Source organism: Methanobrevibacter sp., from assembly GCF_015062935.1.
In the GTDB taxonomy this organism is placed as follows: Archaea; Methanobacteriota; Methanobacteria; order Methanobacteriales; family Methanobacteriaceae; genus Methanocatella.
This window is the reverse complement of the sequence record NZ_SUTM01000023.1, coordinates 15,485-29,626: the sequence shown is the minus strand read 5'-3', so window position 1 is coordinate 29,626 and position 14,142 is coordinate 15,485. Positions and strand designations below refer to the sequence as shown.

Genomic DNA, 14,142 nt, shown 5'->3' with positions numbered 1-14,142 from the left:
GGGAGGATGTCCCTGTCTAAATTTTATCCAAAGCCTGGTCAACATCAGCCAAGATATCTTCAATATCCTCAATACCTACTGAGAATCTGATTAAATCAGGAGTTACGCCGGTAGACAGCTGTTGCTCTTCGGTTAATTGGGAATGAGTTGTTGATGCAGGATGAGTTACAAGAGATTTAGCATCACCAATGTTTGCTAAAAATGAAATCAGCTCAACGTTTTCAATGAATTTTAAAGCTCCGTCATAACCTGCCTTAAGACCGAATGAAACGATTCCGCCATAACCTTTTTCGGCATATTTTTTAGCGACTTCATGGTTCGGGGAAGATTCAAGTCCTGAATAGGTTACCCAAGCAACTTTAGGGTGAGCTTCGAGATGTTCTGCTACTGCCATTGCATTTGAAGCGTGCCTTTCAATCCTTAAACCTAATGTTTCAAGACCCTGCATAAGTAAAAATGAATTGAACGGAGAAGGTACTGCACCGGTATCCCTTCCGACAACTGTCCTGATTCTTGTTGTAAAAGCGGATTCGCCAAAAGTTTCAGCAAATATTAATCCGTTATATGTATCATCAGGTTCGGACAATGTTGGAAACTTACCGCTCATCCAGTCAAAATCGCCTTTTTCAATTATGATACCTCCTAAAGTAGTACCATGACCTCCGATATATTTGGTTGCAGATGATGCTATGATATCTGCTCCATGGTCGAATGGTCTTACAGATCCAATTCCAACTGTGTTGTCTGCAATTAATGGAATTCCATGTGAATGTGCAATTTCTGCCAATTTATCAAAATCTGGAATGTCCAATTTAGGATTTCCGATTGATTCAACATAAATAGCTTTTGTCTTATCATCAATAGCTTCTTCAAATAATTCAGGGGACTGGGAGTCGACGAATGTTACTGTACGGCCAAGTTCCTCCAGTGTATTTTCAAACAGTTCATAGGTTCCCCCATACAGGTTATCTGCTGAAACAATATTGTCTCCAACACATGTTAAGTTAATAATCGCATAAAAGATTGCAGCCATTCCGGATGCAGTCGCATAAGCTGCTGTTCCGCCTTCAATTGCAGCCATTCTTTTTTCAAATGCTTCAGTTGTAGGGTTAGTTAATCTTGTGTAGATGTTTCCGCCTTCTGTAAGTGCAAATCTATTTGCAGCCTGCTCAGGTGAGTCAAATACATATGATGTAGTTTGATAAATCGGTGTTACTCTTGAACCGGTCTCATCTACTTCTTCCTGACCGGCATGTACACCAATTGTTGAAATATTTTTTTTGTTTTTAAATTCATAAGCCATAATAATCATTAATAGTTATGTTAACATTAATATTAAAGCATTTCTTTAATCCGGATAAAAATTGTTATAACCTATTAAAATTATTACATAATGATGAAATTTATATTAAAAATCCATTTATTAAATTAATTTCCATTTAATTTAAAAAATACTGATTTATATCTTATTAAAACTAAATTCAAAGATATGAAATTTAAAAAAATATTTTTACTTTTGATATTGATTTTGATGCTAATTAGACAGATTAACTGTGAAAAATATACAAAATTAAAAGTAAACGACGTACCCTCAATTAAAAAATCAGATTTGCCCTTAGAATTTAGTGACAAAGCATTTAAAGTAATTGATGAGTTTATACTTAAAGAGTACGGAAATCTATTAAAAAATTATATAAACAATAAAAATATAAATAAACTACAATTAATAAGAAGGGAGTATTCAAATGACCGTTAAAATTGCTGAATATGGATGTAAAAACGTATAACTAATCCAGAAGTATTTAGAAAAGCAGAAGAACGAATGAATGACCCTAACATAATAACAGGTAAAGAAAGAGTCTATCATTTGTTTAAAATGATGAACATACCTATTGAATGGGACGAAATATTTCCTGAATAATCTGTTTATAGCCAATACATTTATTTTTTGAATTTAAAAAAATATTAAATTAAATTATTTCTGAAAAATAATTTAATTGTTAATCAAAAACCAAATAAATCCTGAGCATCCAACATAACATCAACAATGTGAACATTAAACGGACACCTAGGTTCACAGTCACCGCATGCAATACACTCTGAAGCATTATACTTTAGATTGTTATAGTGCTCCTGCACACTTGCAGGCACTTCATCCTGATTTTTTGCAAGATCAAACAACTTGTTAACCATTGCAATATCAATTTCAGAAGTACATGGTGCGCAATGACCGCAGTATGTGCACTGACCTTCAAAAGAATGTTTTGGAGCATTTTTTAATACTTCTGTATAATCCTTTTCACCTTCAGTTGCACTGCAGTATTTCAAGGACTCTTCGAGTTCTTCAACTGTTTTTACACCAACAAAAATACTTGAAACTCCTTTCTGCTCCAAGCAATAGTGTATACATTGAATAGGTGTTAATGCAACACCGAACGGAGAGGTTTCATCGGAAAGCAGATTTCCTCCTGCAAATCCTTTCATCACTGTTAATGCAGTTCCGTTTTTCTCACATAATTCATACAGTTCTGCCCTTTGAGGGTTTAGACCAAACATTGAATCTGTATATGCTTCCTCTTTACGATACTCTTCTATGTCATCCATAGCTCCAAACATGTCATATGCAGGATTTATTGAAAACATTAAAAGCTCAATTTCAGGATTTTCAGCTGCCAAAAGTCCGATATCCGGATTATGAGTACTTAATCCGATGTGCGCTATGGTCCCTTCCTCTTTTAGTTTTCGAACATATTCTATGAATGGACCGTTCATTATTTCATTATAATCATCCAGCTGGTCAACATAATGAATCATTCCAAAATCAAGGGTTTCCATCTGAAATCTTTCCATAAAATCTTCAAATGCAGGAATTACCTTGTCCATTTCACGGGTTCTGACGTACTGGTTGTTCTGCCATGTGGACCCGATATGGCCCTGTATGACCCAGTTTTCGCGGTTAGGCTTAATTGCCTTTCCCAGATGTGAACGTACGTCAGGTTCACTCATCCAACAGTCAACGAAATTAATGCCGTTAGCTTCACATGCTTTAATTAGTTCTTCAGTATCTTCATAAGGCCTTTCTACTAAAAATTCGGCACCGAATGCGATTTCTGATACCTTAATTCCAGTATTGCCCAATTCGCGATATTCCATAATACTATCTCCTCAAGATAATATATGAAAGTAAAAATAAAAAAAGTTAATGGAAAAATTATTGGATTTGAATATCCATTTTTCACTGTTAATAGCTGCGATTGTACCACCGTCAATTAGCAAATCCATTCCGGTGATAAATCCAGCCTTTTCACTTAATAAGAATTCAGCTGCATATGCAATTTCATCAGATGTTCCAACCCTTTTTGCACCGCAGACGTCAATCATAGCTTGATATCCTTCCCCGTTTGCTTCAAATTCATCATAAGCAAGAGGAGTTACAATAATTCCTGGACTGATGGTATTGATTCTTGCGCCTCTTTCAGCCCATGAGTCTGCTGATGCATACTGTACTCTGAGGTGGTTTGCTCTTTTGGATACGACATATGCAACACCTGAATTTACAATAACATCCTCACTTAGACAGTCCAAGTCCTTGAGTTCATCTGTTGGTGTAACTCTAAGAAGATTTTCATCCTCTTTTGTAAGTGGTGAAGGCATGTAACCTGTCATGGATGATATGATTAATCCTGCTCCGCCTCTGGCCATCACTTTTCCGAACTCGTCTATTGCGTATGATGTTCCTATCAAATCAAGGTTAATGATGTGTTCCGGTGATGCCTGATTTGGTGATGCGCCTGCTGTATCAATGAAATACATTACAGGACCTAATGAAGCGGCTTTTTCAGCCAATGCCTTGATGGAGTCCAGATCCATTGCGTTTGTTACCTGAGTTTCCACGTCATAACCGGAATAGGTCAAGTCATGCTTGAGAGTTTCCAGTTTTTCTTCATTGATATCTCTGCGGACTTGCATTAACAGTTGCTGCAGAAATAGTGGAACCTGAAAAAGCACAGGATGCAGTCAGCAAAGTGATTATGGGAGTTTCAGCAGGAATGATTATTGGAGTTCCTATTACTACATTTGTTGCAACAAACTTCGGATATCAATTTTCAATGCTCTGGTTTAGTTTAGTTACCTTTGTTTCATTGATTGCAACAATAATATTTTTCCCAAGCCTTCCGGGAAAAGAGCAATCCTACGGAAACCAGGTCAAGGTAGCAACTACAGGAGTATTTATAATATCAGTTTTAGGAGTCATATTCCTGAACGGAGGAATGTACACTGCATATTCATACATCTCAGAATTTTTGAATTCAATGACAAACATATTTGGAACAGAACTAAGTATCGTACTGTTCATTTACGGCGTTGCATCCATTGTCGGAAATTGGCTCGGAGCAAAACTGCTTAACAATAAAACCAAACTAACAGTCCTGACATTTCCAATCATCTTTTCAATATTAATGGTTGGAATATTTATGTTCAGCGGAATTAAAATACCTATAATAATTTTAATGATATTCTGAGGATTGCTTGCTGGTATCGGAAACGACATTTCACAGTACTGGATGGTATCAGCAGCGCCTGATGCACCTGAATTTGCTAACGGAATATTCTTAAGTATGGGAAATGTCGGTGTGACATTAGGTACAACAATAGCAGGAGCGGTTGTTGCCGGAATGGGCGTTCAATATGTGATGATTGCGGCAATTGCAGTTATGGCAGTAGATTTGATATTGATTTTTACAAGAACAAACAGATATAACATAGAGGCATGAAAATGACATTACCTTCACAGTTTAAAAAAGAAAATGCAGAAAACATTTACATATATCATTATGTTGAAGAGATGATAGCCAATTACGGAACATATCTCAAAGAGACTTTTGATGATGAAGAAATTACAAAAACGGAACTTCCATTTTTAATCAGAATCAGATTCAGCGAAAAAACAACTCAGAAGGAATTGGTGGAACTGTTTAAAGTAAGCGAAGGATATACCGCCAAACTATTGAGAAAATTCGAAGATTTGGGCTATATCACAAGATGTGAAGATCCAACCAACAGGCGTAAAAAAATAGTTGAGCTGACAGATAAGGGAACTGAAAAAACAGACAAATTGCTTGGATTAATCAGAAACTGGGAAATAAATGTTACATCAAAAATGACTGAAGAAGAAGTTAAACTTCTGAAAAGGTTATTATTTAAAGTAGTTGAACTATAATTAATATCAATGTATACAAAACAATTCATTCTGGATGAAGTTAACAAAATCAGAGAAGAAATAGGCCATGACAAGGTAAACATTTTCATTGAAAAGATATATTTTAATGAAAATACCAATGAATTATGGATTATAACAGAAGACAGGCCTGACAAATCAGCAATCATTGGAAAAGGCGGCTGGGTAGTTGGAAAGCTTAGAGAAAAGTTAGGCCTTGAAAGTATACATGTTGAATCATTTGGAGACTTTTTAAATAAAGAGTATAAATTGAAACTATCCAAAAAAACTGTTCATAATCTGGATTTGGACTTGGTCGGTCTTTCAAATCTGGAAAAAACTATTGAAAATAAATTGGAAAACATTTACAGCTTTAATTTTGACAATTATTTTAATGAACACGAATTCGATCAATCTCCAAAAACTGAAGCTGTTGTTGCACTTTCAGGAGGTGTTGACAGCAGTTTTTCACTTATTTTAGCTAAAAAATTAGGATTTAACCCTATTGCAGTTACAGTTGATCCTGGAACAATAATTCTGCCAAATCAATTTAAGCAAAACATTAAGGCACTTACCGAAGGATTAGGCATAGAACATGAATACATTCCGGCAGATTATTCAGACATTATTGAAGAGTCATTTACAGGCAATGTCCATCCCTGCGGAAGATGTTCAAAAAATACCGGAGAACTGGTTAAAAAATATGCTAAAGACAGAGAAATCCCAATAATTATCTTTGGTGATATGCTTGCAACTGGCAGTCAATGCATAAATCTGCAGGAGGATTCATTATATCGATTGAACCTGCCGGCAAGTTTAAGCGTTGGCAAACAGGAGATAAAATCCTTAATCAGAAACTATAATTTAAAGGAGTTTAAAGGATTCGGATGTCCTCTGCTTTATGAGGTTCACAGAAAATTTCCACACATGAAGAAATTTTCCATACAAAGAATATTGAGGGAAACCCGTTCAGGTGCATTGGAGCCTGGTGAAGCCCTTGATTTAATTTGGAGTTTTTATAAAACTAAAAAATAAGATTTATATTGATTTGCAAGAGAGATAATAGGAGCTGAGCTTTACTTATTGAATTCATTGAGGAACCTTTAATAAGTTTCCTATCATCCTTGCAAATCATGCTTCAATAATCTAAAAGATTATATCCACAATTATAGTTTGTTCGTATAAGTATATAAAGTTTAGGTATGCCTAAACATTAATGGATTCTATTATTTTTAATGCAGGATTACTGTCTTTATCCCCCAAATCATCATCATGAACCGGAAATGAATACCCAATAAGATAACCCGCACCATTAATATCAAATGAATAATAGGAGTAATAAGATTCGTTTTTAATATAATTTTGCTGAGTTACAGGAATATTATTTTCTGAAACAAAATTTTCTTCAGCCAAAAACCTGAATCCGGAAACCTGCCGGCTATTGATTGAAGCATTGGAATCTGTAAAATTATTAACACTTACAAAAACAGTATAATTTGTATTATTATTTTTAACCATTTTAGTTGAAAGGGCGCTTGTTTTATTAATGGAGTAACCCTGTGGAACTTCAAAGGTATTTCCCTGCAAGTCAAAACTTTCAGCAAAAACAGAAGACAAACTAAAAAGCAAAATAGAAATACATAAAATCAGAAAAACATTTTTAAAATTCATAAAAATCACAAAAAAGAAAAATAAAACAGGAATTGTTTAAATTCCATGTCTTTCAAATTCTTCATTCAAGAATACTTTGATATTATTACGGGCAATATCCACCATTTCAGGAGCAGGACCTCCAGGTACAGCCCTAATTCTAACATTTTCGGCAGGATTTAAAGCCTTTTGAATTAACTCATCAGCTAAATTCAATTCATCAAAGCCCAATTCAACTGCAATATCATCAATGAATTTTGATGTAATGTCCTCTTCCGCCATTTCATTGGCAGTAGCTTCATTGACAATCCTTCCAACAATCTTATGAGCGGTTCTGAAAGGTATATGTTTTTCACGAACCATAATGTCGGCCAAATCGGTTGCAGTTGCAAAATTTTTACCTGCAAGTTCAGCACACCTTTCCACCTTAAACTCAACTGAAAGCAGCATTTTAGTTACGATGGATAATGTGTCCTTGGTAACCTTAACTGCATTCCATAAGTGAGGAGTGATTTCCTGCAAATCCCTATTGTAGGTATATGGAATTGCCTTAAGAATAGTTAGAATTGTAATCAGTTCACCGGTAGCAATACTTGTTTTTCCTCTTGCAAGTTCAGCTACGTCAGGATTTTTCTTTTGCGGCATAATAGAAGAAGTTGATGAATATTCATCTGCCATGTCAATAATACCGAACTCATAAGTACTCCATAAAACAAGCTCTTCACAGATTTTAGCAAGTGTAGATGATAGAGATACTAAATCAAAGACAGTTTCTGTGATGAAATCACGTGCTGAAACACCGTCCATGGAGTTTTCAAGATAAGCATAAAAACCAAGTAAATCTGTAGTCAATTGCCTGTTTATCGGAAAACTGGTTGTGGCCATAGCAGCTGAACCTAAAGGATTTAAATTAACACGTTTATAAGTATCAGCTAAACGTTCATAATCCCTTTTGAGAGCTTGAACATGAGCCATTAAATGATGAGCTATAGTAATCGGTTGAGCGTGCTGCAAGTGGGTAAAACCAATGAAAACATCTTCCAGGTGTTCTCCTGCCATTTCAACTAATCCTTCCATAAACTCTAAAATACCAATTTGGATTTCCTCAATCATTCCACGAAGAACTAATCTCACATCACATGCGACCTGATCGTTACGTGATTTTGCGGTATGCATAAAACCGGCTTCAGGACCAATCTTGGAAGTTACATAATTTTCAATTGCCATGTGAACATCTTCAATGGATGCATCGAAAACCAAAGCCTCAAAGCCTTCTTCCTTAAGATTATCCAAAGCGCATAAAATCTTATCTGCAATTTCCTCATCGATGATGCCTTCATGCTTTAACATGGAAGTGTGTGCAAAATTAGTTTTTATATCAGCTTCAAAAAGTAACATGTCAGCTTCAAGTGATGAAGTATATTCTGCTGCTTCATCAGTCATTCCAGTCTTAAAACGACCATTTCTAATATTATCCAAAAAAATCCCTTCTAAAAAGTAAGTTAAAAATAAAAATAATAAAAAAAAGAAAATAAAGATTTAAAAAATCTTATTTTTTCATTTCAGTGTATCCGCATTTACCACAAGCAACTCTGTCACCATGGTCAGCCATGAATACACCTTCACCACAACGAGGACAAATTTGATTTTTTCTTACAATTTTGTCTCCATCTACTTCATATAAATCAGATTTTTTTACCATATAAATCACCTATTCTTCACTTTCTTCTTCAGGTTCTTCTTCAGGTTCTGCATTTTTAGCTAAAACATGTTCAGTTTCAATGTATTCTAAATCATCTACAGTGTCGTAGACTTTTGCATAACCTAATGCTCTAGGTTCACCGTAGTGTGGTTGTACATTGTCGACTACGATTAATTCTTTTTTAGTATTTAACAAAGCAACTAATTTAGATTTGATATCTAAAACTTTAGGAGTTGCTTCTCCATCATAATCAACATAAAATTTAATTTCTTTTCTGTTAAATAATTTATTATCTTTTTCTTCAATAAATTCAATTTCCATGATTAAACCTCGGTTCAATTTATTCTTTAATAAATCCGTTAATAAGCTTTTTAGCTTTATTTACTAAATCACCAGCTTTTAAAAGCACTAATCCTTCATTCGGTTGACCATATAATATTACGGTTTCAGGATTTGCCATGATGATGCAAGGAAGAACTGCAAGATCTTCTTCCCCATTGACTTCAATTACATAACATTCGCCACTGTTAGATAATTCAAGAGCTTTACCTATGGTTTCCCATAGATCATCAGTAATGTACCCTGCAGGATTATCTGCTTTTAGAATGTGATTTGCACGTATGATTTCATGAGTATGATTTTTTCTTTGAATAAGATTATCAATTATACCAATATTTGGATATATTTCATTTTTAGTAAGATTTTCAAAAGTTGCATCACCAACAGAAATTAAAAACTCAGAAGATTTTATCTCATCAATAGCATCTTCAAAGTCAGGATATAACTTGCCTAATGGTTTTTTAAGTTCAACTATTATATCTTTATTTAATTCTGCATCTAACTTTAACACGAAAAACCCTCTATCTAACTCTTAAACAGTATTCTCCAGGAATAGTAATATTTAATTCACGAGCTAATTCAGATTCTTCAGGATCAGTAATTATTAAAAGACCGCTCCAATTATCAGAAGTAGGACTTCCGCAACTAGGACAATGATCCTTGCTTGAAATCATTTTACAAACTGTACATGCTTTCATTGATTTCCACTCCTACTTTTTTCTTTAGCTTCTTGAATCCATTCGAATCTACCTAAATTGGTTTGTCTCATAGTGAGAGGAATTTTAGAATTCCTGTTGTTTTCAATATTATTGGTGGATTCGTCTTTAATGGATACGCTAACTGCTCTAGCTCTAACTAAGTCTCCTTCATCAAGAGTTTTATTGGATTCTTTTGCAATTAATGCTCCTCTTTTAGGATCATAATTAATATAATCATCAGTGACTTGAGAAACATGTATAAGACCGTCCATAGGTCCAATTCTTACAAAAGCACCATAATCAACAATATCGATTACTTCACCATCGAAGATTTCATGTTGTTCAGGTTTAAAGAAAATAGCTTCAAAAACAACATTGTGATATGAAGCTCCATCACCCATAATGAGTCTGCCTTCACTGATTTCATCAATACTGTTAACACAGATGAGTAAACCAAGTTTTTTATCTAAACGTCCTTCATAGGTTTTATTTAAAGTTTTGATAGCAACTTCTTCAAGAGGTTTTTCGAATTCATAAGGTGGAATTCTTACTGTATCCTCAATTTTTGTTTTATAATACAAAATAATCCCTCGTTTAATTGATAAGTTTAATTAATATTATATTTTGCCTTCAACAGCAATATATTTTTTTTGCCTTAAATATGCAACAGTTATACCTTTATCCTTTGCACGATTTTTTAATTCTATATCGTTTGTAGCTAATACTTCTGAAACTCTAAGTAACGCATCATCCACAGTTTCATTTTCTAATAATGAAATATCCTTTATTTCAATTTTTGAAGAATTAGCTAATTTTAAGGCTAAATTTGCATTTAACCTTGTTTTTCCTTTATTATTTCTTTTCAAACCCTTCAATTCATTGATAACAAAGCTTGGAGTAGTTAATTTATAAGAAGGTAATAAATTTTCAAGTTCAGTGATTATATCAACATTGAACTGAAATGGAACCATAAAAAAATTGGTATCTATTACAACTTCTTTAGAGTTCATTATTTGCCCTCTATTTAATAATACCGTAACCTATTAATCTCCAACGAGCTCCAACTCTACGGCTTAAAGCAACTCTATCACCAGGGCTTGCACAAACTGGTAATTTAAGAGCAACATCAACAACATTTTTCTTGGTTGAAGTAACTACACCAATGGTTGTTGTTGTACCACAGTTAATCATTAAAGGCTCTTTAATTTTGATTGGAGCGACATCACGTTCTTCTTTAGTACCTACAACACGGTCAAGTAAATTAGCTTCCATAGTGAAACTGTCCAATACGTCAGGTAAAGTACCTTCTTCACCAGCAACAGTTCCGGATAATGAATCTGATTTAGTTAGAGATGGATCTAATTTAGTTGCAATACCCACAAGTCCTCCAGGACCTATTTCTTCAACTTGTTCCCCATTAGCTTCAAGGCCGATAATTTCAGATTTTAATGTGAGTCTTTCACCGTTATTAGTAGGACCTGGTCTTATTTCAATGGTATCTCCTAATTTGAATTTACCTTGAACTAAGGTTCCTCCAATAACTCCTCCTTTGATTTTATCAGCACCAGAACCAGGTTTATTGATATCAAATGACCTTGCAACATGCATCAATGCAGTGTCATCAATATTCCTTTCCGGAGGTTGAATTTGTTTAAGCATTGCTTCAATTAATATATCTACATTAGCACCTTGTTGAGCAGATACAGGTATTATTAAAGCATCTTCAGCGCAAGTACCTTTAACAAATTCCTTAATTTCATTATAACTTTCAATAGCTCTTTCTTTTGATACAATATCAATTTTATTTTGAACTACAATAACATCCTTTACACCGATAACATCAAGTGCCATAAGATGTTCTTTTGTTTGTGGTTGTGGACAAGACTCATTTGCAGCAATTACCAACACTGCACCATCCATAATTGCAGCACCAGATAACATAGTTGCCATAAGAGTTTCGTGACCTGGAGCATCAACAAAAGACACTTTTCTTATTAATTCAGTTTCGCTCCCACAGATTTCACATTTTTTAGAAGTAGTGTAACATTCAGGTTCACCGCATTCAGGACATTTTCTAAATTCAATGTCTGCATAACCTAAACGGATTGAAATACCTCTTTTAGTTTCCTCACTGTGAGTATCAGTCCAAATTCCAGACAATGCCTTAGTTAGAGTAGTCTTACCATGGTCTACATGACCAACCAAACCTATGTTAACATCTGACTGTACGTTCACAGATAACCACCTTTCTAATTAATTTTTTCAACATAAAAGTAAAATGAGAAAAATAGTAAAACTATTCTTCCTCTTCTTCATCAGCACCAAGAATATCAGCTATTGGTTTGCTTCCAGCTTTAGAAACTACAGTGTTGATTTGTACAATATCTTCAGCAATAGTGTTTCCTCTTACGGTTTTTCTCCTTTTAACACCATCTGCTTTAGGATGGTAACCGATACCACCAGTTAATAAACTTTTGATTCTTCTGGTACCAGAAACATCTTTTTTCATGGTAAAACCGTTTTTATCACTACCACCGGTAATTTTTAAAGTGTAACCATCTAAACCAACAATTCCACCATCAAATTCATCGCCGATAACTAAACCGTTTAAAGCTTTAGTTTCATCGATTTCAAGTTGGTAAGATTCAGCTTTATCAGACACAACTACTTTGAATGCCATGGTATTCCTCCTTTATTTTTTTAACCCTCATTTATTATTCGAAAAGACCAAATTTACCCCAATCTGGATCTTGTTTACGTTTAATTTCAACAAATTCATATAAAGTTTCATATTCATCTTCAGTTAATTTATCCTTAAATTCACGTTCGATGAATTTGTAATGTTTTTCAGGAATGTCTATGTATAGTTCATCCCCTTCATCAAAATGTTTTCCAACGACCGCATCTTTAATAGCCATGGCCACCCTTTGACCTCTTGGAATGTCAGGCAATGTTTCACCCTTATCTTCCATACTTGCTATAACACCAACATAATCGCCGTTTTTGTTAATTAAAGTTTGACCCTGTTTAATTGTACCGCTTAATGATTCGATACCAATAATTGCAGGTTTACTTTGACGGAAAACGAGTTTAGGTAAAGACATAAATTTAGCAGGCTTAATAATGGCATCATAAAATGCTTTCTTCTTGGCTTGCTCCATCTCATCAATCCAAGCTTCATAATCTTCAATAATCTGATAGATTACATCGCCCTGGAACAGTTTAACATCGGAATTGTTTAAATCCTCTAAAGAGTTAGGATGTACATCCACGTTAAACGCAATGATTGCACCATGTGCATCGTCTTCATTCAATGCAATGGATGAATTAATTATATCTCTACGGTTTACATCACCTATATTTGCTTCACGAATTGGAATCTTTAATTCCCTTAATAATTTAACAATAGCTTCAAGGGAACCTAATGTATCAGCCTTAACTAAAATACCTTCATCTTCTGTGCTGATAGTAATATCTTCAATTTCTTTTAATATTTCCTCCTCAACATCTTCTTTGTCACTTAATACTCTAAGCGGTGAACCAGAAACAACATCATCTAAATTCGGAGCTGCAATTTTGATACCTGCAGCTGCAACAACCTCATCGAATTTTTGGAATTTCTTTTTGGAATCCCTCATTTCCTCTAAAGGGAGTGGTCTTAAAATAGATCTGATTTTTGTTGTTAATACTTCATTTGAAGATGTCATCAAAGCTATTTCATCATTAGTTCGCAAAACACCATCATAAATAATACTATCAATAGTAAGGCCTAAACCAACTTCTTCTTTGATTTCTAAAACTGTACCCTTAGCAGGTGAATCTTCATTGATTTCAAGCTGTTCGGTCAGATATTCCTGAGCAAGACCTAATAGCATTGCTAAAACTTCAATAATTCCTTCACCAGTTTTTGCACTGATAGGAATAATGGTAATCTGTGAAGCAAAATTGCTGACTCTATCAAATCTTTCGGATTGGAAACCTTCTTTGTGAAGTGTACCTACGATTTCATAGATTTTGGTATCCAACTCTGTCTGAACACTTTGAGCCTGTTGTGTAAATGATTCTTTAAATGAAGCACCTTCATGAACTTCCCAGCCAAAAATCATGTCAATTTTATTTGCCACAACAATGAATGGGGTTTTATACATTTTAAGAATATTTAATGCTTCAAAGGTTTGTGGTTTAAATCCGTCATTAATATCAAGAATTAATACTGCTAAATCAGCTAATGCACCACCACGTTTTCTTAAACTGGTAAATGCTGCGTGACCAGGAGTGTCAATAAAGAATAATCCCGGAATTAAATCTTTGATAGTTAATCTTGAGATAAAATTTCCACAGATTTCTTCAATGGTATCGTTTGGAATTTCAGTAGCACCAATATGTTGAGTAATACCTCCGGCTTCCCTATCAGCGATAGTGCTGCCTCTAATGTAATCTAACAGAGTTGTTTTCCCATGGTCTACATGACCCAAAACGGATACAATCGGGGATCTGATTTTCATAGTATCTTTTCAGTTATAATAAATGTCTAA

19 protein-coding genes are annotated in these 14,142 nt (G+C 34.4%); 5 read left to right on the top strand and 14 right to left on the bottom strand.

The features are described from left to right. Positions 1-16: 16 nt before the first annotated feature. Entirely contained in the window at positions 17-1,303 is a 1,287-nt protein-coding gene (locus E7Z81_RS10240; protein ID WP_292747386.1) for an O-acetylhomoserine aminocarboxypropyltransferase/cysteine synthase family protein, read from the bottom strand. A gap of 186 nt (positions 1,304-1,489) precedes the next feature. Between E7Z81_RS10240 and E7Z81_RS10235 the strand changes: the two genes are divergently transcribed. After that, a complete protein-coding gene (locus tag E7Z81_RS10235) occupies positions 1,490-1,756 on the top strand; it encodes a hypothetical protein (protein WP_292747348.1) in 267 nt (88 codons plus the stop codon). A gap of 248 nt (positions 1,757-2,004) precedes the next feature. On the opposite strand, the gene E7Z81_RS10230 is transcribed toward E7Z81_RS10235, so the two are convergent. Together E7Z81_RS10230 and E7Z81_RS10225 are read right to left on the bottom strand one after the other, a co-directional pair. Continuing rightward, positions 2,005-3,153, bottom strand: a complete 1,149-nt coding sequence (locus E7Z81_RS10230) for an aldo/keto reductase (RefSeq protein ID WP_292747345.1) — start codon at positions 3,151-3,153, stop codon at positions 2,005-2,007. 12 nt (positions 3,154-3,165) lie between these two features. After that, the gene (locus E7Z81_RS10225; RefSeq protein ID WP_292747342.1) at positions 3,166-3,969 is read right to left on the bottom strand and encodes an SDR family oxidoreductase; all 804 of its coding nucleotides are present in this window, start codon (positions 3,967-3,969) and stop codon (positions 3,166-3,168) included. A gap of 20 nt (positions 3,970-3,989) precedes the next feature. Between E7Z81_RS10225 and E7Z81_RS10220 the strand changes: the two genes are divergently transcribed. Genes E7Z81_RS10220 through E7Z81_RS10205 form a run of 4 tightly spaced genes read left to right on the top strand, consistent with a single transcriptional unit; the run spans position 3,990 to position 6,253 of the window. Next, positions 3,990-4,523: an MFS transporter gene (locus tag E7Z81_RS10220; RefSeq protein ID WP_292747339.1), complete on the top strand. Its 534-nt coding sequence runs from the start codon at positions 3,990-3,992 to the stop codon at positions 4,521-4,523. A 3-nt stretch (positions 4,524-4,526) separates the two neighbouring features. Beyond that, positions 4,527-4,775, top strand: a complete 249-nt coding sequence (locus tag E7Z81_RS10215) for a hypothetical protein (protein ID WP_292747336.1) — start codon at positions 4,527-4,529, stop codon at positions 4,773-4,775. A 2-nt stretch (positions 4,776-4,777) separates the two neighbouring features. Further along, complete coding sequence (locus E7Z81_RS10210) at positions 4,778-5,221, top strand: MarR family winged helix-turn-helix transcriptional regulator (RefSeq protein WP_292747333.1); 444 nt, start codon at positions 4,778-4,780, stop codon at positions 5,219-5,221. A 9-nt stretch (positions 5,222-5,230) separates the two neighbouring features. Beyond that, positions 5,231-6,253 carry a 7-cyano-7-deazaguanine synthase gene (locus E7Z81_RS10205; RefSeq protein ID WP_292747331.1) on the top strand — a complete coding sequence of 341 codons (1,023 nt, stop codon included), beginning with the start codon at positions 5,231-5,233 and terminating at the stop codon, positions 6,251-6,253. A 171-nt stretch (positions 6,254-6,424) separates the two neighbouring features. On the opposite strand, the gene E7Z81_RS10200 is transcribed toward E7Z81_RS10205, so the two are convergent. From E7Z81_RS10200 to infB, 11 genes are all read right to left on the bottom strand, one after another. Further along, positions 6,425-6,835 (bottom strand): hypothetical protein, encoded by a 411-nt coding sequence (locus E7Z81_RS10200; protein WP_292747328.1) that lies wholly within the window; start codon positions 6,833-6,835, stop codon positions 6,425-6,427. Between the two features lie 90 nt (positions 6,836-6,925). Continuing rightward, positions 6,926-8,347: an argininosuccinate lyase gene (gene argH / locus E7Z81_RS10195; RefSeq protein ID WP_292747325.1), complete on the bottom strand. Its 1,422-nt coding sequence runs from the start codon at positions 8,345-8,347 to the stop codon at positions 6,926-6,928. 70 nt (positions 8,348-8,417) lie between these two features. Continuing rightward, positions 8,418-8,570: a 30S ribosomal protein S27ae gene (locus E7Z81_RS10190; RefSeq protein ID WP_292747322.1), complete on the bottom strand. Its 153-nt coding sequence runs from the start codon at positions 8,568-8,570 to the stop codon at positions 8,418-8,420. A gap of 9 nt (positions 8,571-8,579) precedes the next feature. Further along, positions 8,580-8,891: a 30S ribosomal protein S24e gene (locus E7Z81_RS10185; RefSeq protein WP_292747319.1), complete on the bottom strand. Its 312-nt coding sequence runs from the start codon at positions 8,889-8,891 to the stop codon at positions 8,580-8,582. 19 nt (positions 8,892-8,910) lie between these two features. After that, entirely contained in the window at positions 8,911-9,420 is a 510-nt protein-coding gene (locus E7Z81_RS10180) for a GTP-dependent dephospho-CoA kinase family protein (RefSeq protein WP_292747316.1), read from the bottom strand. A gap of 10 nt (positions 9,421-9,430) precedes the next feature. Further along, a complete protein-coding gene (gene spt4 / locus E7Z81_RS10175) occupies positions 9,431-9,607 on the bottom strand; it encodes a transcription elongation factor subunit Spt4 (RefSeq protein WP_292747313.1) in 177 nt (58 codons plus the stop codon). Continuing rightward, on the bottom strand, positions 9,604-10,188 hold the full coding sequence (locus tag E7Z81_RS10170; protein WP_292747311.1) for a DNA-directed RNA polymerase: 585 nt from the start codon (positions 10,186-10,188) through the stop codon (positions 9,604-9,606). The genes spt4 and E7Z81_RS10170 overlap by 4 nt, the downstream gene beginning before the upstream one ends. A 36-nt stretch (positions 10,189-10,224) precedes the next feature. Then, positions 10,225-10,617: a PIN domain-containing protein gene (locus E7Z81_RS10165; RefSeq protein ID WP_292742377.1), complete on the bottom strand. Its 393-nt coding sequence runs from the start codon at positions 10,615-10,617 to the stop codon at positions 10,225-10,227. A gap of 10 nt (positions 10,618-10,627) precedes the next feature. Next, positions 10,628-11,842 carry a translation initiation factor IF-2 subunit gamma gene (locus tag E7Z81_RS10160; protein WP_292747308.1) on the bottom strand — a complete coding sequence of 405 codons (1,215 nt, stop codon included), beginning with the start codon at positions 11,840-11,842 and terminating at the stop codon, positions 10,628-10,630. 61 nt (positions 11,843-11,903) lie between these two features. Beyond that, positions 11,904-12,287, bottom strand: coding sequence for a 30S ribosomal protein S6e (locus E7Z81_RS10155; RefSeq protein WP_292747305.1), 384 nt, complete (start codon positions 12,285-12,287; stop codon positions 11,904-11,906). Positions 12,288-12,321: 34 nt separating this feature from the next. Further along, positions 12,322-14,112, bottom strand: coding sequence for a translation initiation factor IF-2 (gene infB, locus E7Z81_RS10150; RefSeq protein ID WP_292747304.1), 1,791 nt, complete (start codon positions 14,110-14,112; stop codon positions 12,322-12,324). Positions 14,113-14,142 lie beyond the last annotated feature (30 nt).

Bases quoted from the DNA above. Each gene is read 5' to 3' on its own strand.
- E7Z81_RS10165 (WP_292742377.1), bottom strand. From the start codon at position 10,617: ATGAACTCTAAAGAAGTTGTAATAGATACCAATTTTTTTATGGTTCCA.
- E7Z81_RS10240 (WP_292747386.1), bottom strand. From the start codon at position 1,303: ATGGCTTATGAATTTAAAAACAAAAAAAATATTTCAACAATTGGTGTA.
- infB (WP_292747304.1), bottom strand. From the start codon at position 14,112: ATGAAAATCAGATCCCCGATTGTATCCGTTTTGGGTCATGTAGACCAT.
- E7Z81_RS10185 (WP_292747319.1), bottom strand. From the start codon at position 8,891: ATGGAAATTGAATTTATTGAAGAAAAAGATAATAAATTATTTAACAGA.
- E7Z81_RS10190 (WP_292747322.1), bottom strand. From the start codon at position 8,570: ATGGTAAAAAAATCTGATTTATATGAAGTAGATGGAGACAAAATTGTA.
- E7Z81_RS10230 (WP_292747345.1), bottom strand. From the start codon at position 3,153: ATGGAATATCGCGAATTGGGCAATACTGGAATTAAGGTATCAGAAATC.
- E7Z81_RS10235 (WP_292747348.1), top strand. From the start codon at position 1,490: ATGAAATTTAAAAAAATATTTTTACTTTTGATATTGATTTTGATGCTA.
- E7Z81_RS10205 (WP_292747331.1), top strand. From the start codon at position 5,231: ATGTATACAAAACAATTCATTCTGGATGAAGTTAACAAAATCAGAGAA.
- spt4 (WP_292747313.1), bottom strand. From the start codon at position 9,607: ATGAAAGCATGTACAGTTTGTAAAATGATTTCAAGCAAGGATCATTGT.
- E7Z81_RS10210 (WP_292747333.1), top strand. From the start codon at position 4,778: ATGACATTACCTTCACAGTTTAAAAAAGAAAATGCAGAAAACATTTAC.
- E7Z81_RS10225 (WP_292747342.1), bottom strand. From the start codon at position 3,969: ATGCAAGTCCGCAGAGATATCAATGAAGAAAAACTGGAAACTCTCAAG.
- E7Z81_RS10155 (WP_292747305.1), bottom strand. From the start codon at position 12,287: ATGGCATTCAAAGTAGTTGTGTCTGATAAAGCTGAATCTTACCAACTT.